This is a genomic window from Microbacterium sp. 1.5R (assembly GCF_001889265.1).
Lineage (GTDB): Bacteria > Actinomycetota > Actinomycetes > Actinomycetales > Microbacteriaceae > Microbacterium.
Window position 1 is genome coordinate 1,344,226 of sequence record NZ_CP018151.1, and the last position, 20,330, is coordinate 1,364,555.

General features: G+C 69.2%; 17 protein-coding genes. 11 read left to right on the forward strand and 6 right to left on the reverse strand.

Translation table 11 applies throughout. From position 1 onward, the window contains the following. Positions 1–3 precede the first annotated feature (3 nt). Together rsgA and aroA are read right to left on the reverse strand one after the other, a co-directional pair. Positions 4–1,074: a ribosome small subunit-dependent GTPase A gene (gene rsgA, locus BMW26_RS06260; protein ID WP_053099066.1), complete on the reverse strand. Its 1,071-nt coding sequence runs from the start codon at positions 1,072–1,074 to the stop codon at positions 4–6. Further along, on the reverse strand, positions 1,071–2,396 hold the full coding sequence (aroA, locus tag BMW26_RS06265; RefSeq protein WP_072591061.1) for a 3-phosphoshikimate 1-carboxyvinyltransferase: 1,326 nt from the start codon (positions 2,394–2,396) through the stop codon (positions 1,071–1,073). Before aroA ends, rsgA begins: the two co-directional genes overlap by 4 nt. A 69-nt stretch (positions 2,397–2,465) precedes the next feature. Here aroA and BMW26_RS06270 point away from each other — a divergent pair, with 69 nt between their 5' ends. From BMW26_RS06270 to BMW26_RS06280, 3 genes are all read left to right on the forward strand, one after another. After that, positions 2,466–3,134 (forward strand): sigma-70 family RNA polymerase sigma factor, encoded by a 669-nt coding sequence (locus tag BMW26_RS06270; protein WP_053095676.1) that lies wholly within the window; start codon positions 2,466–2,468, stop codon positions 3,132–3,134. Further along, complete coding sequence (locus tag BMW26_RS06275; protein WP_053095677.1) at positions 3,131–3,376, forward strand: zf-HC2 domain-containing protein; 246 nt, start codon at positions 3,131–3,133, stop codon at positions 3,374–3,376. The genes BMW26_RS06270 and BMW26_RS06275 overlap by 4 nt, the downstream gene beginning before the upstream one ends. A gap of 64 nt (positions 3,377–3,440) precedes the next feature. After that, entirely contained in the window at positions 3,441–4,745 is a 1,305-nt protein-coding gene (locus tag BMW26_RS06280; RefSeq protein WP_072591062.1) for a GNAT family N-acetyltransferase, read from the forward strand. A gap of 62 nt (positions 4,746–4,807) precedes the next feature. Here the strand turns inward: BMW26_RS06280 and BMW26_RS06285 are convergent, their stop codons facing one another. Further along, complete coding sequence (locus BMW26_RS06285) at positions 4,808–8,491, reverse strand: multifunctional oxoglutarate decarboxylase/oxoglutarate dehydrogenase thiamine pyrophosphate-binding subunit/dihydrolipoyllysine-residue succinyltransferase subunit (RefSeq protein WP_072591063.1); 3,684 nt, start codon at positions 8,489–8,491, stop codon at positions 4,808–4,810. Between the two features lie 159 nt (positions 8,492–8,650). Between BMW26_RS06285 and BMW26_RS06290 the strand changes: the two genes are divergently transcribed. The 3 genes from BMW26_RS06290 to BMW26_RS06300 all read left to right on the forward strand — a co-directional run bounded on the left by BMW26_RS06290 (position 8,651) and on the right by BMW26_RS06300 (position 12,594). Further along, complete coding sequence (locus BMW26_RS06290) at positions 8,651–10,105, forward strand: GuaB1 family IMP dehydrogenase-related protein (RefSeq protein ID WP_053095680.1); 1,455 nt, start codon at positions 8,651–8,653, stop codon at positions 10,103–10,105. A 114-nt stretch (positions 10,106–10,219) separates the two neighbouring features. Next, entirely contained in the window at positions 10,220–11,536 is a 1,317-nt protein-coding gene (locus tag BMW26_RS06295; RefSeq protein ID WP_053095681.1) for a hemolysin family protein, read from the forward strand. Further along, complete coding sequence (locus BMW26_RS06300; RefSeq protein WP_053095682.1) at positions 11,533–12,594, forward strand: hemolysin family protein; 1,062 nt, start codon at positions 11,533–11,535, stop codon at positions 12,592–12,594. The genes BMW26_RS06295 and BMW26_RS06300 overlap by 4 nt, the downstream gene beginning before the upstream one ends. A 60-nt stretch (positions 12,595–12,654) precedes the next feature. Here BMW26_RS06300 and BMW26_RS06305 read toward each other — a convergent pair whose 3' ends face one another. Next, positions 12,655–13,722: an NADH:flavin oxidoreductase/NADH oxidase gene (locus tag BMW26_RS06305; protein ID WP_072591064.1), complete on the reverse strand. Its 1,068-nt coding sequence runs from the start codon at positions 13,720–13,722 to the stop codon at positions 12,655–12,657. 56 nt (positions 13,723–13,778) lie between these two features. Between BMW26_RS06305 and BMW26_RS06310 the strand changes: the two genes are divergently transcribed. Genes BMW26_RS06310 through BMW26_RS06330 form a run of 5 tightly spaced genes read left to right on the forward strand, consistent with a single transcriptional unit; the run spans position 13,779 to position 18,054 of the window. Next, positions 13,779–14,615, forward strand: a complete 837-nt coding sequence (locus BMW26_RS06310) for an NAD(P)H-hydrate dehydratase (RefSeq protein ID WP_072591065.1) — start codon at positions 13,779–13,781, stop codon at positions 14,613–14,615. Continuing rightward, a complete protein-coding gene (locus BMW26_RS06315) occupies positions 14,612–15,850 on the forward strand; it encodes a glycosyltransferase 87 family protein (protein ID WP_072591066.1) in 1,239 nt (412 codons plus the stop codon). The genes BMW26_RS06310 and BMW26_RS06315 overlap by 4 nt, the downstream gene beginning before the upstream one ends. Positions 15,851–15,854: 4 nt before the next feature. Next, complete coding sequence (locus BMW26_RS06320) at positions 15,855–16,187, forward strand: thiamine-binding protein (protein WP_072591067.1); 333 nt, start codon at positions 15,855–15,857, stop codon at positions 16,185–16,187. 9 nt (positions 16,188–16,196) lie between these two features. Further along, entirely contained in the window at positions 16,197–17,417 is a 1,221-nt protein-coding gene (locus BMW26_RS06325; RefSeq protein WP_053095686.1) for an MFS transporter, read from the forward strand. Positions 17,418–17,445: 28 nt separating this feature from the next. Continuing rightward, positions 17,446–18,054: an NUDIX hydrolase gene (locus tag BMW26_RS06330; RefSeq protein WP_072591068.1), complete on the forward strand. Its 609-nt coding sequence runs from the start codon at positions 17,446–17,448 to the stop codon at positions 18,052–18,054. Here the strand turns inward: BMW26_RS06330 and metX are convergent. Next, positions 18,051–19,259, reverse strand: coding sequence for a homoserine O-acetyltransferase MetX (gene metX / locus BMW26_RS06335; protein ID WP_053095688.1), 1,209 nt, complete (start codon positions 19,257–19,259; stop codon positions 18,051–18,053). The genes BMW26_RS06330 and metX overlap by 4 nt on opposite strands. Positions 19,260–19,342: 83 nt before the next feature. Continuing rightward, complete coding sequence (locus BMW26_RS06340) at positions 19,343–20,188, reverse strand: endonuclease/exonuclease/phosphatase family protein (protein ID WP_232224555.1); 846 nt, start codon at positions 20,186–20,188, stop codon at positions 19,343–19,345. Positions 20,189–20,330 lie beyond the last annotated feature (142 nt).

The window sequence follows — 20,330 nt, forward strand, 5'->3', positions numbered from 1 at the left end:
AGCCTAGCGGCCGGGCGTCTGCTCCGCCTTGTCGGCGAAGGTCTGCAGGAGCCGCTGGAGGGAGTCCAGACGCGCTCGTCCCGTCTCGCTGAGCTCGCCGCTCTCCGCGGCTTCGATGAGAGCGCAATCCGGGGCATCGGCGAGGTGCGTGCATCCGCGCGGACAGTTCTCGGCGATCTCGGCGAGTTCGGTGAATGCGGCGAGGATGTTCGCGGGGTTGACGTGCCCGAGTCCGAAGGACCGGACCCCCGGGGTGTCGATCACCCAGCCGCGACCTTCGGGGCCGACGTACCGCAGAGAGACGGTGGACGAGGAGGTGTGCCTGCCACGGCCGGTGACCTGGTTGACGTGCCCTGTAGCGCGGAGCGCGCTGGGCACCAGGGCGTTCACGAGCGTCGACTTGCCCACGCCGGAGTGGCCGACGAAGACCGTCGAGTGACCGACCAGTGCCGCGCCGATCTCATCGACGGGCATCTCGTCCTGCGCACTCGTGAAGACGCGCAGGTCGAGGCCGTCGAAGTGCGACAGGAAGGCGCTGGGATCGGCCAGGTCGGTCTTGGTCACGACGAGGAGCGGGCGGATGCCGGCGTCCAGAGCGGCGACGAGATAGCGGTCGACCAGTCGGGCTCGCGGCTCGGGGTCGGCCGCGGCGACGACGACCAGCATCTGATCGGCGTTCGCGACGATGACGCGCTCGACCTGGTCGGTGTCGTCGGCGCTGCGCCTGAGCAGAGAGGTGCGATCGGCGATGCCGATGATGCGCCCCAGCGTGCCGTCCTCGCCGGAGATGTCACCGACGACCTTCGCCTGGTCGCCCGTCACGATCGGGTTCCTGCGGAGTTCTCGTGCCCGTGCCGCGGTGATCATCCGCTCGTCGGGCGTGTCCTCATCGAGCAGCACGGAGTAGCGGCCGCGGTCGACACCGAGGACGCGTCCGATCTGCGCATCGTCATGGGCGGGCCGCCGCTTCGTGCGGGGGCGATTCGCCTTCGGGTTCGGACGCGCGCGGATGCTGCTCTCATCGAAGTCCTCGAAGTCGTCCTCGAGGTCGTCGGAGTCGTCGAGCCAGCTCACGCGGACGCGCCCCGCAGCATGCGCTCCCACAGGAGGGTGAATTCCGGGAGGGTCTTCGATGTCGTTCCGATGTCGTCGATCTCGACTCCCGGGATCCGCAGGCCGATGAGGGCGCCCGTCGTCGCCATGCGGTGGTCGTGGTGCGCCGCCCAGCCGCCGCCGTGCAGATCCCGCGGGATGATGCGCAGACCGTCGGAGAGCTCCTCGGCCTCGCCTCCCAGCGCGCGGATGTTGCCCACGAGGGCCGCGATGCGATCGGTCTCGTGGAGTCGGATGTGACCGATTCCGCGGATCGTCGTCGGGCCGGACGCGAACGCCGCGAGCCCGACGAGGGTGGGAGTCAGCTCGCTCGCTGCGGACAGGTCCATGTCGAGTCCGCGGATCTCGGAGCCGGCCCTGACCGTCAGCGTCCCGCTGTGCCGGCCGACGTGCGCGCCCATCGCCTGCAGGATCTCGGGAAGCAGTGCGCCGGGCTGGGTGGAGTGCACCGGCCAGCCGGGAACCGACACCGCCCCGCCCGTGACCAGGGCCGCGGCGAGGAACGGCGCGGCGTTCGAGAGATCGGGCTCGATGGCGATCTCCTTGGCGCGGGGCACCCCGGCTTCGACGAGCCACTCTCCGGTGGCGGGCCGCTCGATGCGAATGCCACGACGACTCAGCGCCTCGATCGTCATGTCGATGTGGGGCAGGCTCGGCAGATGCTCGCCGGTGTGCACCAGGTGCAGACCCACGTCGAACCGCGGCGCCGCGAGCAGCAGTCCCGAGACGAACTGGCTGGATGCCGAGGCATCGATCTCGACCCGTCCACCGCGGATGCGGCCGTGCCCGCGGACGGTGAACGGCAGCGCCCACGTCCCCTCGTCGTCGATGTCGACTCCCAGGTCGCGCAGTGCGCTGATGAGGCCGCCCATCGGCCTGTGGAGCGCGGTCTCGTGAGCGGTGAGGTGCACGTCGTGCTGCGCGAGGCCCGCGAGCGGCGCGATGAAGCGCATGACCGTGCCGGCCTGGCCGCAGTCGATCGTGGTGCCGCCGACGAGTTTGGCGGGAGTGATCGCCAGATCGGGGCCGAAGTCTCCGTTGCCGTCGACCTCCTCGATGCCCACACCCAACGCCCGCAGCGCGTCGATCATCCGACGGGAGTCGTCGGAGTGCAGCGGAGCGATGAGCCGGCCCGGTCCGTCAGCGATCGCGGCGATGATGAGCTCGCGATTCGTGAGCGATTTCGAGCCCGGGATCGTCACGGTCGCGTGGACGGCGTTCGCGCTGGTCGGCGCGACGTAGACGCCCTGGACAGGGGAGGGGGAATACCTGTTGGCGCTCATCGGTTCCCACCTTAGTAAACGCGAGTGCTCGCATGACGGAATCCGGGCGCTCGACGACAAGGAGAGAGCATGCTCGCAACGCTGGAACGCGAGTCGGTGGACCTCGCCCGCCTAGACTGGCCGGTGATGGATGACACGGCAACCGCAGAGACGGTCAGCGACCCTCGGCGCGAATTCGAGGAACAGGCGATCCCGTTCATGGATCAGCTCTACGCCGCGGCGATGCGCATGACGCGCAACCCGGCTGATGCTGCTGACCTCGTGCAGGAGACCTTCGTCAAGGCGTACGGATCCTGGGCGACGTTCTCGCAGGGCACGAACCTCAAGGCGTGGCTCTATCGGATCCTCACGAACACCTACATCAACATCTACCGCAAGAAGCAGCGGGAGCCTTTCCAGGGCACGATCGACGAGCTCGAGGACTGGCAGATGGGCGGTGCGGAGTCGACCACGACCACCGCGTCGCACAGCCGTTCGGCCGAGGCGGAAGCCATCGACCACATGCCCGCATCGGTCGTCAAGGACGCGTTGCAGGCCGTACCCGAGGACTTCCGGCTGGCGGTGTACCTCGCGGACGTCGAGGGCTTCGCCTACCAGGAGATCGCGGACATCATGAAGACGCCCATCGGCACCGTGATGAGTCGCCTGCATAGAGGCAGGCGGATGCTGCGGGAGCTGCTGGCTGACTACGCCGTGGAGCGGGGAATCTCCGCGGCCGACCCGAGGAGCAAGAAATGACCGACTGCGGCTGCGACAAGGCCCGCAAGGATCTCGAGGAGTACCTCCGCAACGAGGTCTGCAACACCGAGCACACGGAGATCCGCGAGCATCTCGAGAACTGCCCGTCCTGTCGGGACGAGGCACTCGTGGCGACGACCCTCACCGAGGTCGTGGCGCGCGCCTGCAAGGAGACGGCTCCGGAGGAGCTGCGCGACCAGGTGTTCGCGCGACTGCGCGAGGTGCAGTCCGCTCAGCACTGACCGCGGGCGAGCAGCCGTCGACCCCTGAGATCGTGATGTCGGCATCCGCCCATAGGCTGGAAGCATGACGCTCATCGATTCACGCGACATCCCGGCCGATCCGACCTCCACCGAGCGACTGGCGGCGGAATCGCTGGTCTACCGGGTCGTCGACACCGCTGACGACGCACAGTCCGAGAGCTTCCAGAGGGCGATGACCCGAGGTTTCCTCGGCGCGGAGCCCACACCGGAGGTGCTCGCCTTCGGCCGAGCGGCCTTCGAGTCGCGACGCAACATCGGCGTCTACGACGCAGCGGCGACGGACGCCCCTCCGGTCGCCACGATCGACTCCTGGGTCACGCCGCTGACGCTGCCCGGTGGGGGCGAGATCCCGATGTGGGCGATCAGCGGAGTCACGGTGTCGGCCACGCACCGACGTCGCGGCATCGCGCGAGCGCTCCTCGAGGGCGAGCTCAGGGCAGCGGCGACGGCAGGAGTGCCGATCGCGGGGCTGACGGTCTCGGAGGCGACCATCTACGGCAGGTACGGCTTCGGGTCGGCTGTGCATATGTCGCGCGTCACGGTCGATACCCGTCGCGCCGGCTGGGCAGGTCCGTCTTCGGACGGCCGCGTCGAATACCTCGACCGCGAGTCGCTCGCCGCGGAACTCGGAGCGGTGCATGATCGGGTCCGCGGTCATCGTGGCGGTCAGATCCCCGGGTGGCACTCCCGCTGGACCGGCATCGCCGGCCTGTCACCGAGTGACACCGACCGCGATCAGGTGCGCGGCATCCGCTTCGTCGACGCGGACGGCGAGGTGCGCGGGGCGATGGCCTTCACCCTCAGCGAGCGCACCGGATCCTTCCGATTCGCCCTCGCCGTGCGCCTGCTGGTCGCGGAGACTCCCGAAGCGACTGCCGCCCTGTGGGGGTTCGCGCTGCAGCACGATCTCGTCGACGAGGTCACCGCCGATCTGCGTCCGCTCGACGACGCGCTTCCGTGGCTGGTTCGCGACCCGCGTGGTGTCACCCAGACGGTGCACGACCATGGCTGGCTGCGCCTGCTCGACGTCCCCGCGGCTCTCCCTGCGCGACGGTACTCGGCGCCCATCGATGTGATTCTGCGCGTTCGCGATCCGCTCGGCTTCGCGTCGGGTGACTGGCGTCTGCGCGTCGACGAGACGGGGGAGGCATCCGTCGAGGCCGTGGACGATGCCGCGGCCGTGGATGCGGAGCTCGATGTGTCCGCGCTCTCCATCCTCTATGCCGGGGGTGTGCGGGCCTCGTCTCTGCACGTCGCCGGACGGATCGATGCCGACGCCGCCGTCGTCGAAGAGCTGGACCGCGCGTTCGTGGCATTCCCCGCGCCGGCACTCGACATCTGGTACTGAACTCTCAGACGAAAGGGGCGCCTCGACCGAAGTCGAGGCGCCCCTTTCATGTCTGCCGGGTATCAGCCGAGCGTGAGGGCATCCCGCAGCAGCTTCGCCTGTTCGGCCGCGTGCACCTTCGACGAGCCCGTCGCGGGCGATGCCGAAGCCGGACGCGACACCGGACGGAAGCTGCGGTCACCCGGGACGTCGGCGAAGGCGAGTGCCAGGAACGGCCAGGCTCCCTGGTTCTCCGGCTCCTCCTGCACCCACACCAGCTCGGCGTTCGGGTACGAATCGGTGATGGCCTTCAGTCCGTCGATCGGGGTCGGGTAGAGCTGCTCGAGCCTGACCAGCGCGATCTCGGGGTTCGGGTTCTTCTCGAGTTCGGCTTTGAGATCCCAGTGCACCTTGCCGGAGTGCACGAGGACGCGCTTCACGGCATTGCGATCGAGGCCCCGGTTGTCGTCGAGAACCGGCTCGAAACGGCCCTGCGTGAAGGCCTCGACCGGGCTCGTCGCCCCACGCAGACGCAGCATGGCCTTCGGGGTGAAGACGATGAGCGGCTTGCGCGGACGCGCGTAGGCCTGGCGGCGCAGCAGGTGGAAGTACGACGCGGGCGTCGAGGGGCGCGCGACGATCATGTTGTCCTGCGCGCACATCTGCAGGAACCGCTCGATGCGCGAGGAGGAGTGGTCCGGCCCCTGACCCTCGTAGCCGTGGGGAAGGAGCAGCGTGACGCTGGACTGCTGTCCCCACTTCTGCTCCGCCGCCGAGATGTACTCGTCGATGACCGACTGAGCGCCGTTGACGAAGTCGCCGAACTGGGCCTCCCACAGCACGAGGGCCTCGGGAGCCTCGACGGAGTAGCCGTACTCGAAGCCGAGCGCCGCATACTCGCTGAGGAGCGAGTCGTAGACGAAGAAGCGGCCCTGGGACTCGGAGAGGTTCGACAGCGGCAGCCACTCCTGGCCGTTCGCGCGGTCGTGCAGAGTCGCGTGACGCTGCACGAATGTGCCGCGTCGCGAGTCCTGCCCGGCGAGCCGCACGGGCGTTCCCTCGACGAGGAGCGAACCGAAGGCGAGAAGCTCGCCGAAGCCCCAGTCGATGTTGCCGTTGCGGCTCATGTCGAGACGCTTCTCGAGCTGCTGCTGCAGCTTGGGGTGCACGGTGAAGCCCTCGGGCTTGTTCACGAACGCGTCGCCGATGAGCTGGATGACCTCGTTCGAGACTCCGGTGATCTCCGGAGCGCCGACCTGCTCGTCGACCGGCGGCAGATCCTGCGCGACCGGGTTGGCGCCGGTCTCGGCGGCGTGCGTCTCGGCGAACGCGATCTCCAGACGGTTCTGGAAGTCGGCCTTGGCCTCGTCGTACTCCTCTTCGGTGATGTCGCCACGACCGACGAGCGACTCCGTGTACAGCTTGCGCACCGATCGCTTCGCCTGGATCAGGTCGGTCATCAGCGGCTGCGTCATCGAGGGGTCGTCTCCCTCGTTGTGACCACGGCGGCGGTAGCAGACGAGGTCGATGACGACGTCGCGGTGGAACCGCTCGCGGTATTCGAACGCGAGCTGCGCGACGTGGATCACAGCCTCGGGGTCGTCGCCGTTCACGTGGAACACGGGTGCCTGGATGGTCTTCGCGACATCGGTCGAGTACACCGAGGAACGCGAGTCGTTCGGGAGGGTCGTGAAGCCGACCTGGTTGTTGACCACCACGTGGATCGTGCCGCCGGTGCGATACCCGCGCAGCTGAGACATCTGCAGCGTCTCGACCACCACGCCCTGACCGGCGAACGCGGCGTCGCCGTGCACGAGGATCGGCAGCCAGGCGAACGTGCCGATCGGCTTGCGGTCCTGCTTGGCGCGCACGATGCCCTCGAGGACTCCGTCGACCGTCTCGAGGTGAGACGGGTTCGCGGCCAGATACACCGGGAGCTCGGAGCCGTCATCGGCGACGAACGTTCCCTCGGTGCCCAGGTGGTACTTCACATCGCCCGAGCCGCGCTGGTTGCCGGGGGTCTGCGTGCCCTCGAACTCCTGGAACACGTGGCCGTAGGTCTTGCCCGCGATGTTCGTCAGCACGTTCAGACGGCCGCGGTGCGCCATGCCGATCGCGGCGCCCTCGAGTCCGGATGTGGCCGCACCCTGGAGGATCTCGTCGAGCAGCGGGACGAGAGACTCGCCGCCCTCGAGTGAGAACCGCTTCTGACCGACGAACTTGGTCTGCAGGAAGGTCTCGAACGCCTCGGCCTCGTTGAGCTTGCGGAGAACCCGCAGCTGCTCGTCGTGGCCGGGCTTCTGGTACTTGACCTCGACCTTCTCCTGGAACCAGCGGCGCTGCTCCGGGTCCTGGATGTGCATGTACTCGATGCCGAGCGTGCGGCAGTACGAGTCGCGAAGGACGCCGAGGATGTCGCGCAGCTTGGCGACACGGCGGCCACCGAACCCGCCGGTCACGAACTCGCGGTCGAGATCCCAGAAGGTGAGCCCGTGGCTCTCGATCTCGAGGTCGGGGTGCGAGCGCTGGACGTACTCGAGCGGATCGATGTCGGCCATCAGGTGACCGCGCACTCGGAACGAGTTGATGAGCTCCTGCACGCGGGACTGCTTGTCGACGCGCTCGGCGAGATCCACCGCGATGTCGGGGTTCCAGCGGATGGGGGAGTACGGGATGCGCAGAGCGGCGAAGATGTCGTCGTAGAAGCCGCGCTGTCCGATCAGGAGCTCGTGGACCTTCTTCAGGAACTCGCCGGAGCCGGCGCCCTGGATGACTCGGTGGTCATAGGTGCTCGTCAGCGTGATCGTCTTGCCGATCGCCAGCTCGTTGAGCGTCTTCTCGCTCGCTCCCTGGAACTCGGCCGGGTACTCGAGGGCACCGGCGCCGATGATGCAGCCCTGCCCCTTCATCAGACGAGGCACGGAGTGCACGGTGCCGATGCCGCCGGGGTTGGTGAGTGAGACCGTGGTGCCCTGGAAGTCGGCCGCCGTCAGCTTGTTGTTGCGGGCGCGCGTCACGAGGTCTTCGTAGGCGACGAGATACTCGCTGAAGGTCAGCGTGTCGGCGCGCTTGATGCTGGGGACCATCAGAGCGCGCGTGCCGTCGGGCTTGGGCAGATCGATCGCGATGCCGAGGTTCACGTGAGCCGGAGCCACGACCGAGGGCTTGCCGTCGATCTCGGCGTAGAAGACGTTCTGGCTGCGGAACTCGTCGAGCGTGCGGATCAGCGCCCAGCCGATGAGGTGGGTGAAGCTGATCTTGCCGCCGCGCGTGCGCGCCATGTGGTTGTTGATGACGATCCGGTTGTCGATCATCAGCTTCGCGGGCACCGTGCGCACGCTCGTCGCGGTCGGAACCGTCAGCGACTCGTCCATGTTCGCGGCGAGGGTCTTGGGCAGACCGCGAAGGGGCGTGACCTTGTCCTCTTCGACGGGCTCGGCTGACTCGGGCGCCTCGGCCTTGGCTGCGGGCTTCGGAGCCTGCGCGGGGATCGGGGCTGCAGCGGCGGGCTTGGTCGTGGTCCGTGCGACGGGCTGTGCGCCGATGACCGGGATGGGCGCGGTCACGGGGTGAGCCGGCTGCTCCGTGGCGGCTGCGGGGACCGCGCTGCCGGTCGCGGCATCCGACTGGTACTTCTCGAGGATCGGCCACCACTCCTTGTCGACGGAGTCGCGGTTCACCTTGTACTGCTCGTAGAGCTCTTCCACGAGCCAGGAATTGGCTCCGAACCCCCCGTCGCCCCCGACGCCGGTCACCTGGTTCGACACGCTCGATCGCCCTCTTTCATCGCTGAAGTCCATATATGCACACCAGGACGCGTGATGCGTCCGGGCCCGCACACTCTCGACTTCCAAGCCTAACGTGTTTCCTCGGGCATTCGTCGAAGGCATGCGCCCTCGGCGGCGCTATCTGAGTACCGTGGGGGTATGGAGTTCTCCGGTGAGTCACCCGCAGTCGATCTGACCTATTCCGACGTGTTCCTCGTGCCGCGACGATCGGCTGTCACGAGTCGTCTGCAGGTCGATCTGGCGCCGCAGGACGGGACTCCCGCGACGCTCCCGATCGTTGCCTCGAACATGAATTCCGTCACCGGTCCTCGGCTCGCCGCGGTGCTCGCACGGCGGGGCGGGCTCGGAGTGCTTCCGCAGGACATGCCCCTGCAGGGGCTGGACGCCGCGATCCGCGATGTCAAGGCGCAGCCGGTGCTGTGGGACACGCCGATCGTGCTGCCGCCCGAGGCGTCGGTGGCGGATGCCCTTCGTCTGATGCCGGCCACCGCCGGGCACGGCATCGTCGTCGCCACGGGAGAGGCACCGCACGATGCGGAGAGGATCCTCGGCGTCCTGCCCGCGACACGGCTGGCGACCGCGCTGCCCGATGCGCAGCTGGGCGATCTCGTGCACGTCGGCACACCGTCGCTCGACGCCGACGACATCGGATCCGAGCGTCATGCGTTCGACGTGATCACCGACGCGGGCGTCGACATGGTCACGATCACGCACCACGGACATCTCGTGGGCACCCTCAGCGCGCGCAGTGCTCTGCGCTCGACGCTGTATCGGCCGGCCCTGGACCGCGACGGCCGTCTCGCCGTCGCGGCGGCGGTCGGCATCAACGGAGACGTCGCCGCCAAGGCGAAGGCGCTGGCGGCCGCAGGCGTCGACGTGCTCGTGGTCGACACGGCGCACGGGCACCAGGAGGGGATGCTGCGTGCGCTGAGCGCCGTGGCCGCTCTGGACCTCGGCATCCCGATCGTGGCGGGGAACATCGTCACCGCCGACGGCGTCAAGGACCTCGTCGAGGCGGGCGCCTCGATCCTCAAGGTCGGCGTGGGGCCCGGTGCCATGTGCACGACGCGGATGATGACCGCGGTCGGCCGACCGCAGTTCTCCGCCGTGCTCGAGACCGCAGAAGCGGCACGCGAGCAGGGCGCGCACGTCTGGGCGGACGGGGGCGTGCGATATCCGCGTGATGTGGCGCTCGCGCTCGCCGCAGGCGCAGCATCCGTCATGGTCGGCTCCTGGTTCGCCGGGACGATCGAAGCGCCCGGAGAGCTGCAGAGCGACGCGGAGGGCCGTCTCTACAAGGAATCCTGGGGGATGGCCTCGACGAAGGCGGTGCAGGCCCGATTCGGACGCCTCGATGCCTATGAGCGCGCACGGAAGGAGCTGTTCGCGGAGGGGATCTCCTCGTCGAAGATCTACCTCGATCCGCTGCGCCCGGGACTCGAGGACCTGCTCGACATGATCACCTCGGGCGTGCGGTCGTCGTTCACCTATGCCGGTGCGTCTTCGGTGCCCGAGTTCCACGACAGGGCGCTCGTCGGGCTGCAGTCCGCGGCCGGATACGAAGAGGGCAAGGCGCTGCCGGTCAGCTGGTAGCGGTCCGTCCTCCGTCGCACCGGCATCCCGTAGAATCGTGGACACCATGGACGACCCTCCCAGTTGTAGTACATCGCCCCACTGCCTGCCTCTCCACATCGGGAGGAACGACTGATGGACTACATCCTCTTGGGCGTGGGGCTTCTGCTCACTGTGGGCACGGGGCTGTTCGTCGCGAGCGAGTTCGCGCTGGTCAATCTCGACCGTGCCGACCTCGAAGCCCGCCAGGCCCGGGGCGAGTCCCGCCTGTCGCTGACGATCAGCGCACTCAAGCACACCTCGACCCACCTGTCGTCCGCCCAGCTCGGCATCACCCTGACGACGCTGCTGACCGGGTACACGATGGAGCCGGCGCTCTCGAACCTCCTCGGTCCGACGCTCGTCGCGTGGAGCATCCCCGACGCGGCCGTCGGCCCGATCGCCACCATCGTCGCCATGCTGGTCGCCACGGTGCTGTCGATGATCCTCGGCGAGCTCGTTCCGAAGAACTTCGCTCTCGCCCTGCCGCTCGCGACTGCGAAGCTCGTCATCCCGTTCCAGGTCGCCTTCACCACCGTCTTCAAGCCCGCCGTCGTCGTGCTCAACGGCAGCGCGAACGGGGTCCTGCGGAGCATCGGCATCGAGCCGAAGGAGGAGCTCTCGGGCGCCCGCAGCGCAGAAGAGCTCTCCTCTCTCGTGCGTCGTTCGGCGAGCGCCGGGCTGCTCGAAGCCGACACCGCCAGCCTGCTCGACCGCACCCTGACGTTCTCGCGATTGACGGCCGCCGATGTGATGACGGCTCGGCCGAGCATGCATGCGCTCGCCGTCGGAGACTCGGCGGACGACGTCATCCAGCTCGCTCGCCGGACGGGGCACAGTCGCTTCCCGGTGTACGACGACGATCTCGACGACATCACGGGTGTCGTGCACCTCAAGGCCGCGATCTCCGTGCCGCGCGAGCGACGCGGCGAGGTCCCTGTCGGCGCGCTCTCGACCGATCCGCTGCGCGTGCCGGAGACCGTGCACGTCGATGCGCTCATCTCTGAGCTCAGAGCCCGCGGATATCAGCTGGCGGTGGTCGTCGACGAGTACGGCGGAACTGCCGGTCTCGTCACGCTGGAGGACCTCGTGGAGGAACTCGTTGGCGAGGTCTCCGACGAGCACGACCGCACGCGCGCCGGTGTCGTCCGCAATCGGGACGGCATCACGTTCCCCGGGGAGCTGCGGCCCGACGAGCTGCGCCGCAGAGCGGGCGTGGAGGTTCCCGAGGGAGATGTGTACGACACCGTGGGCGGGTACGTCATGAGCGTCCTCGAGCGCGTGCCGTCGGTGGGCGACGAGGTCGCCCTCGACACGGGCACGCTCCAGGTCGTCCGGATGGACGGTCGCCGCGTCGATCGGATCCGCTACGTTCCGAGTCCGGATCTGCCGGGAGAGGTGGTCGGACGATGAACGACTGGGGAGGACTGGCCTGGCTGGTCGTGCTGCTGGTGGCGAACGCGTTCTTCGTGGGCGCAGAGTTCGCAGTGATCTCCGCGCGTCGATCGCAGATCGAGCCGAAGGCCGACCGCGGGTCGCGCTCGGCCAAGACCGCGCTCTACGCGATGGAGCACGCGACGCTGATGCTCGCGACCTCGCAGCTGGGCATCACCATCTGCTCGCTGCTGATCCTGAACGTCTCAGAGCCCGCCATCCACCATCTGCTCGCCGTGCCGCTGCACGCGATCGGCTGGTCGGACGGCGTCGTCGACGCGGTGTCGTTCACGATCGCCCTGCTCATCGTGTCGTTCCTTCACGTCGTGTTCGGTGAGATGGTGCCGAAGAACCTCGCGTTCTCGGTGCCGGATCGCGCGGTGCTCATCCTCGCGCCGCCGCTCGTGTTGGTGTCCAAGATCTTCATGCCGGTGATCTGGCTGCTGAACGCGGCCGCCAACGGCGTGCTGCGGCTGTTCCGGGTCGAGCCCAAGAACGAGGCGGCGTCGACGTTCACACTCGACGAGGTCGCGACGATCGTCGACCAGTCACGGCGCGAGGGCGTGCTCACCGACACGGCGGGCACGGTCGCGGCCGCCGTGGAGTTCACCGACAAGAAGGCTCGCGACGTGGCTGTTCCGCTCAGCGATCTCGTGACCCTTCCTCAGTCCACGACGCCCGACGACATCGAGAAGGCCGTCGCCCGGTACGGATTCTCGCGCTACGTGATCGTCGACGACGAGGGTGCGCCGGTCGGGTACGTCCACCTGAAGGACATCCTGCGGGCGTCGGACGGGCCGGGCTCTGCCGCGAAGCTGGTCGAGCCGCTGCCCTCGAAGCGCATCAACCACATGGTGCCGATCCAGGAGGACACGGATCTGGAAGACGCACTCGCGGTGATGCGCCGAGCGGGTCGACACCTGGCGAAGGTGCGCGACTCCCAGGGGCGCACGACCGCCGTGCTCTTCCTGGAGGACATCCTCGAGGAGCTCGTGGGCGAGGTGCAGGACGCGACCCGTCGCATCCGCGGCCACTGAGCCGCACACATGACGAAGGCCTCGGTCCGAGCGGACCGGGGCCTTCGCCGTGGGTGGTGGTCAGCGCCAGTGCGCGCGCTCGTACTGCGGCGGCCAGGTGATGTCCGCGCCGAGTTCGTGCGCGGCGCGGAGCGCGAAGTGCGGGTCGCGCAGCCACTCCCGGCCGGCGAAGATCGCGTCGGCGGCCCCGTCGGCGAGCACCTGCTCGGCCTGTTCGGCAGCGGTGATCAGGCCCACGGCGGACACCGGGATGCGTCCGCCCTGGCGTACCGACTCGGCCAGCGGCACCTGGTATCCGGGGAACACGCTGATCTGCTGATGCGCGACGAGCCCGCCGCTGGAGACGTCGATGAGATCGGCCCCGTGCTCGGTGGCCCAGGTGCTCACCGTCGCCGCCTCCTCGGGCGTGAACCCGCCCTCGGCGTGATCGGTCGCCGAGATGCGAACGAACACCGGCACATCGTCACCGGCGACCTCGCGGATCGCGTCGACCACCCGGAGGAGCAGCCGAGCCCGGTTCTCGAGCGATCCGCCGTACTCGTCGTCCCGCAGGTTCGACAGAGGAGAGAGGAACTGGTGCAGCAGGTATCCGTGTGCGCCGTGGACCTCGAGCACGTCGAAGCCGGCGTCGAGCGCCCGTCGAGTGGCGGCGGCGAATCCCGCCACGACGGCGTCGATGCCGGCCGCATCGAGTGCGACCGGTGCGGCGAAGCCCTCGAAGGCGATCGCGGACGGGGCCGTGGTCGTCCATCCGCCGTCGGTCTCGGGCACGGATCCGCGCTCGTCGGCCCAGGGCCACCAGGTCGACGCCTTGCGGCCGGCGTGCGCCAATTGGATGCCCGCAGCGGCACCGCGCGAGTGGATCGCCTCGACGATCGGCGCCCAGGCGTCGCGCTGCTCGTCGTTCCAGAGCCCGGCGTCTCGCGGTGAGATGCGACCTTCCGGCACGACAGCGGTCGCCTCGGCGACGATCAGACCCGCGCCGCCGGAGGCGAACTGCGCGAGGTGAGTGTGGTGCCACTCCTGCACGACGCCCTCCACCGCGCTGTACATGCACATGGGGGACACCCAGAGCCGGTTGCGGAAAGTGGAGGAACGGATGCTCAGGGGAGAGAAGAGAATGCTCACCCCTCGACGCTACTGTGCGGCTGGGGCGAGGAGGGCCGTCGCACTAACGTGGAGTCATGCCCGACGCACGCGATTGGTCCCGCGACGACACCGCCCGCCTCCTGCGCGTGCCGGGCGCGGATGACGACAAGTACTCCCGCGGGGTCGTGGGCCTGCGCACCGGGTCTTCCGACTACCCCGGCGCAGCCGTGCTCGGCGTGGAAGCGGCGTGGCGTGCCGGAGCAGGATTCGTCCGGTATATCGGTGAGGGACGAGCGGCGGATGCCGTGATCGCTCGCCGCCCCGAGACGGTGGTCAGCCCGCGGGCCGCCGGCGCACGCGTCGGCGCCTGGGTCATCGGATCGGGGACGAACGCCGCGAGCAGGACCTCCGACGAGGAACGCGAGCTCCGCGACCTGCTCGACGGCTCCGTCCCGGTGGTCGTCGACGCGGGGGCACTGGATCTCGCGCCCGGGAGCCGCGCGCCGCTCGTGCTGACGCCGCATCGACGCGAGTTCGAGCGGCTGCAGACTCAGCTCGGCTTCGCCGGTGACGATGATCGGGCGACCGCGGTCGCCCGCGTGGCGAGCGAGATCGACGCGACCGTGCTGCTGAAGGGCGCGCAGACGCTGATCGCAGACCCCGACGGCGGCGTCATCCGAGTGGAGGCAGGCACCGGCTGGCTGGCGACGGCCGGCACCGGTGATGTCCTCGGGGGTGTTCTCGGAGCGCTGCTCGCGGGCGAGGTCGACGCATCGACTGCGGAGATCGCGGCCGCCGCCGCCTGGCTGCACGGTCACGCCGGGCGCATCGCTGCGGGCATCGGCGCAATCGGCGGCGCGCAGGGGCATCCGATCGTCGCCCTGGATGTCGCGGAGGCTCTTCCTCGCGCGATCGCGGACGTCATCGCGTGAGTCGCACCACGACGGTTCGTCTCGTCGCGCTGTGGAGCGCGTTCGCGACCGTGCATATCGCGATCGCGGTCACGGGGTGGCTGTACCCGAGCCAGCCGATGGGCGACGTGGTGCTGGTCTACGAACCCTGGTCGACCGCCGCGCTCTCGGGAGGAGCGATCGTCGGGATCACCGAGTCGTGGGTCTATCCCCAGCTCGCGCTCGTTCCCATGCTGCTCGCCAAGGTCCTGTCGGCCCCGCTCATCGCCGTCGTGGGCGCCTCGGAGGCCTACCTGATCGCGTGGGCTGCGCTTGTGACGGTGCTCGATGCGATCGCCTTCGCGGTGCTTCTCGGCCGCGCATCATCTCGTCCGCGGCGTGCGGCGGCGTGGTTCTGGGTCGCCGCTCTGCTTCTGCTCGGCCCGATCGCGATGTACCGCATCGACGCGATCACCGTGCCTCTGGCGGTGATCGGCGGGCTCTGGCTGGTCCGTCGCCCCGCTGCGGCAGCCGCGCTGCTGACGATCGGCGCCTGGATCAAGATCTGGCCGGCCGCCCTCGTGCTCGCCGCCGTGGTCGCGCTCGTGAGCAGGATGCGCGTCCTGCTCACGGCTGCAGCCGTGTCCGCCGTCGTCATCTCGCTGCTGTTCCTGCTCGGAGCCGACACCGAGATCTTCGGATTCCTGACGGAGCAGACCGGGCGGGGCCTCCAGATCGAAGCCGTCGCGGCGACCCCGTTCCTCTGGCTCGCGATCTCGGGTGCCGCTCGCATCGAGTACAGCTTCGACATCCTGACCTTCCAGATCAGTGCTCAGGGTGCGGACGCGGTCAGTGCGGTGCTCACACCGCTGATGGCGGTCCTCGTGGTCGTCGTGATGGTCGTCGGGGGACTCAAGGCTGCGCGGGGCGCATCGTCGGCGCGGCTGTTGCCTCCTCTCGCGCTGAGTCTCGTCACGACCCTGATCGTGATGAACAAGGTGGGCTCACCGCAGTTCCAGACGTGGCTGATCGCTCCGGTCATCCTGTGGTTCGTCTTCGACCGCGCACGAGCCGTCTGGCCCGCCGTGCTCGTGCTCGCGCTCTGTGCCCTCACGTGCCTGGTCTACCCGCTCAGCTACGACGCGCTGCTGCGCGCGGAGCTGCAGCCCATCGTCATCCTGACCGCGCGGAACGTCCTCCTCATCGTGCTCCTCGCCGTCGGCATCCGCGCCGTCGTCCGTGTGCCCGCCCGCAATCCGTCCACCACCCGGGAGTGAACCCATGTTGATCGCCTTCTCCGTCGCGCCGAGCGGCACACCCTCCGACGGATCGGAGCGCTCAGACGCGTCGGTCCACGACGCGGTCGCCGCCGCCGTGCGGGTCGTGCGCGAGTCGGGACTGCCGCACCGCACGACCAGCATGTTCACCGAGATCGAAGGACCGGACTGGGACTCGGTGATGGACGTCGTCAAGCGCGCGACCGAGGCCGTGATGCCGTTCGGGTCGCGGGTCTCGCTGGTGCTCAAGGCTGACATCCGACCCGGGTACGCGGGGGAGCTCGATGCGAAGATCGAGCGGCTCGAAGCGGCGGTCGACGACTCGGACACCCCGTAGACTCGACGGGTGAATCCCTCGACTGAATCGAGGGGTGCGGCGAAGTGGGCGCTCCTCTCCCTCGCCATCGGCAGCTTCGGCATCGGCATGACCGAGTTCGTCGTCATGGGCCTGCTGCCCAACATCGCTGACGAGCTGCTGCCCACGCTGTGGGCCAGCAGCCCCGAAGACGCGCTGAGCCAGGCCGGCTGGCTGATCTCGCTCTACGCTCTCGGCGTCGTCGTCGGAGCTCCCACGATCGCCGGCTTCGTCGCGCGCTACCCGCGGCATCGCGTCATGATCGGGCTGGCTCTGGCGCTGACCCTGTTCAACGCGCTCACGGTCTTCCTCCCGACCTTCGAACTCGTCGGTGCCTCGCGATTCCTCGCGGGGCTGCCTCACGGCGCCTACTTCGGCATCGGCGCGCTGGTCGCGGCTGACGTGATGGGGCCGGGCAACCGAGCCAAGGGCGTCGCCTTCATCCTCACCGGATTGACGGTGGCGAACGTGGTCGGGGTGCCGTTCGGGACCTTCCTCGGTCAGCTCTGGGGGTGGCGGGCAGCCTTCGCGGTCGTGACCCTCGTCTTCGCCCTCGCGACCGTCTGCATCATCTTCTTCGTGCCCGAGCATCCCGGCTCTCCCGGCCGGACCATGCGCGAGGAGCTCGGCGTGTTCCGCATCCCGCAGGTCTGGTTCACGCTCGGCGTCGGTGCGATCGGGTTCGGCGGCTTCTTCGCGGTCTACAGCTACATCGCGCCCCTGGTGACCGAGGTGGCGGGCTCTCCCGAGTGGGCGGTGCCGATCGTGCTGGTGCTGATGGGATTGGGCATGACCGCCGGCAACCTCGTCGGCGGGCATCTCGCCGACATCGACCTGCGACGCACGCTGCTCTTCGGACTCGCAGCGATGGCGCTCGTGTTCGCACTCCTCGCCGTGCTCGCATTCTGGATCGTCAGCCTCGCCCTCCTCGTATTCGTCGTGGGCTTCGTGTCCTCGGTGCTCAGCCCGACGATCCAGACGCGGTTGATGGATGTCGCCGGAGACAATCAGTCGATCGCCGCGGCGATGAACCACTCTGCGCTCAACATCGGCAACAGCCTCGGCGCGTTCCTCGGCGGCATGGTGATCGCGGCCGGATGGGGCTTCGTCGCGCCGTCGTGGACCGGGGCGGCCCTCGCCGTCGCGGGCCTCGTGATCGCGTTGCTGTCGTATCGCACAGAGGCGCGCAAGCCCGTCCTCGTTCAGGCCTGAGCGGCATTGCGCCTCATAGAGTGAGGCTGTGACCGATCTGGACCATCTGCCCGTCGCCGGGACGGCCGTGCTGCTGCGCTCGACACCCGACGGCTTCGCTGTGCTGCTGATGCGCCGGCCGGATCGCGGTTCGTTCGCCGGTGCGTGGGTGTTCCCAGGCGGCAAGGTGGAGCCGTCCGACCGCCGCGCGGGGGCGGAGGAGAGCGACGACGCGCGTCGAGCGGCGATCCGTGAGACGCGCGAGGAGGTCGGCCTGACGATCGCCGATCCGGTGCTGCTGTCCCGCTGGCAGCCGCCGGCCGAGGCGCCGATCCGCATCCGGACGTGGTTCTTCCTCGCCGGAGCGCCGCGAGGGGACTTGCGGTTCTCGCCCGACGAGGTCGTCGACGCGGTCTGGCTGAGCCCTGCCGAAGCTCTGTCGAGGCATGCCACGGGGGAGTGGACGCTCTTCCCGCCGACCTGGGTCACCCTGCATCAGCTCAGCCGGTTCGACACGGCCGAGGACGCTCTCGCGTCGGCTGGCGATGCGCAGCACTTCGCGACCCGAGTGGTCCAGTCGCCACAGGGCACCGACTTCGAGTGGGAGGGCCTGCGGCTGCGCACCGGATCCCTGCCGTGGACGATCGATCCGATCTAGCTCGCGAGCAGCCGCCGCAGGTTGCTGCCGACCGCCTCGGTCTCGATGAGGAAGCCGTCATGCCCGAAATCGCTGTTCAGCACCACGGCTTCGGTGCCGTCGAGGGTGTTCGGGATGCTGCGGGAGATGCGGTGCTGTCCGTCGACGGGGAAGAGGCGGTCGCTGTCGATGCCGAGGACGAGCGTCGTCGCCGTCACGGCGCGCAGCGCCTCTTCGACCCCGCCGCGGTCGCGGCCGACGTCGTGCGAGTTCATCGCCTCGACGAGGGTGATGTAGCTGTTCGCGTCGAAACGGCGGGTGAACTTGTTGCCGTGGAAGTCCAGGTACGACTCGACCGCGAAACGTCCGCCATGGCCGAGAGGCGACACCCCTGACTGCCACGAGCGCTGGAACCGCTGGTTGAGCTCGATCGGACTGCGGTAGTTGAGCAGTGCCATGCGACGGGCGAGCGCCAGGCCGCGGTGCGGGCCGTCGCCGTCGGCCAGATCGTAGTACTCGCCGCCCAGGAACCGGGGATCCATCCGGATGGTCTCGAGCTGCACCGTGTTGAGGGCGATCTGATCGGCTGTCGTGACCGGAGGCGATGACAGCACGGCGAGGCGAGCGACGCGCTCGGGGTGCGAGACCGCCCATTCGAGCGCGTGCATCCCGCCCATGGAGCCGCCGATCACCGCGGCCCAGGTGTCGATGCCCAGCGAGTCGGCGAGGCGTACCTGCGCGGCGACCTGGTCGCGGATCGTCAGGTAGGGGAAGCGCGAGGCCCACTCGTATCCGGAGGGAGCGATGCTGGCCGGGCCGGTGGATCCCTGGCAGCCGCCGAGCATGTTGGGTGCGATGACGAACCAGCGGTCGGTGTCGAGCGGTGCTCCGGGGCCGGTGATGTCCTCCCACCAGCCGGCGGTCGGGTGTCCCGCCCCGGCGGCGCCGCGCACGTGACTGTCGCCGGTGAGCGCATGCAGGACGAGGATCGCGTTGTCCCGGTCGTCGTTCAGCTCGCCCCAGGTCTCGAACGCGAGGCGGAAGCCCGGGAGCTCGGCGCCGCTCTCGGTCGGGAAAGCGCCGAACGAGGTGAAACGCCGTCCGCCGGCCGGGTCCCCGTCGCGCCAGGCGCCGGTGGCGGGAGGTCGTGCGCGAAGCAGGCGCACGTCGGCCTCCGTCACGGGCGCCGACGGCACCGTGTCCTCAGAGGTCGTCTGCCAGTCCATGCTTCCATTCTCGCCTGACGCGCGACGCGCCGGCCGCAGGTTACGCGCCCGGTGCGCCGCGGACGGATGCGTCGTCGGATCGCTCAGAACGCGAGGGTGGTGACCGTCGCCAGGTGGTCGCTGCTGCCTGCCCGCATGGTCGTCGAACCGAGCACGGTCAGGCCGCGCGTGAAGACATGATCGATCCTGGCGAGCGGGAGTGCGGCGGGCCACGTGAACCCGAGGGCGCCGTCGGTCGGCCTGACCCAGTCGAGATGAGATCGGATGGCGCCCAGGGCAGGATCTGCAGAGGCGGCGTTGAAGTCGCCGACGACGACGACCGACCCCGATGAATCGGCGGCGACGGCATCGGCGATGCCGGACAGCATCGCGTCCCGCTCGCTCTGCACGCCCGGGCGGACGGACGCCGCGTGCATGACGTAGACGGCCACGTCGCCGTCCGGCGCATTCACGACCACACGCAGTGCGCGCTTCCAGTCGAGTCCGAGGGACAGCGCCTGCGCATCCGCGATCGGCAGGCGGCTCCACACGGCGACCGTGCCGACGGCATACGAGTGCGGGTAGTCGGCGGCGAGCGTGTCGCGTGCCGCCGCGAGGCTGTCGGCGTCGAGCTCGGTGAGGGCGATGACCTCGGCGCCGGAGCCAGCGAGGTCCGTCGCGGATTCCGCCGCGCCACCGGAGTGGGCGCGCACGTTCTGGCTGACGATCCGCACGCCGGGCGACTCGTCGGCGCTGCCCGAGGCGAAGCCCGGAGCAGACGGAGCGATCGCCAGCATCCACGCGAGGATAGGCACGAGCAGCACCAGGAGGACACGTCGGGCGAGGAGGAGGGCGACCACCGCCAGCACTCCGAGCGCGAGACCGCACCAGGGGAGAAGCGCAGCGGCCGCGGTTCCCACCACGCCCGGGACCCAGACGCACACGATCATGACCAGCACGACCAGTGCGACGACGGCGATGGCTCGCCCCGCGGGTACGTGCGTGCGTCGGCGGGTCGGCGGATGCGTCGTGGCGGCGATCGTGAGCTCCTCGGGTGGGTTCTCATTGTCGTCCGCGCCGCCTGTGCACGGG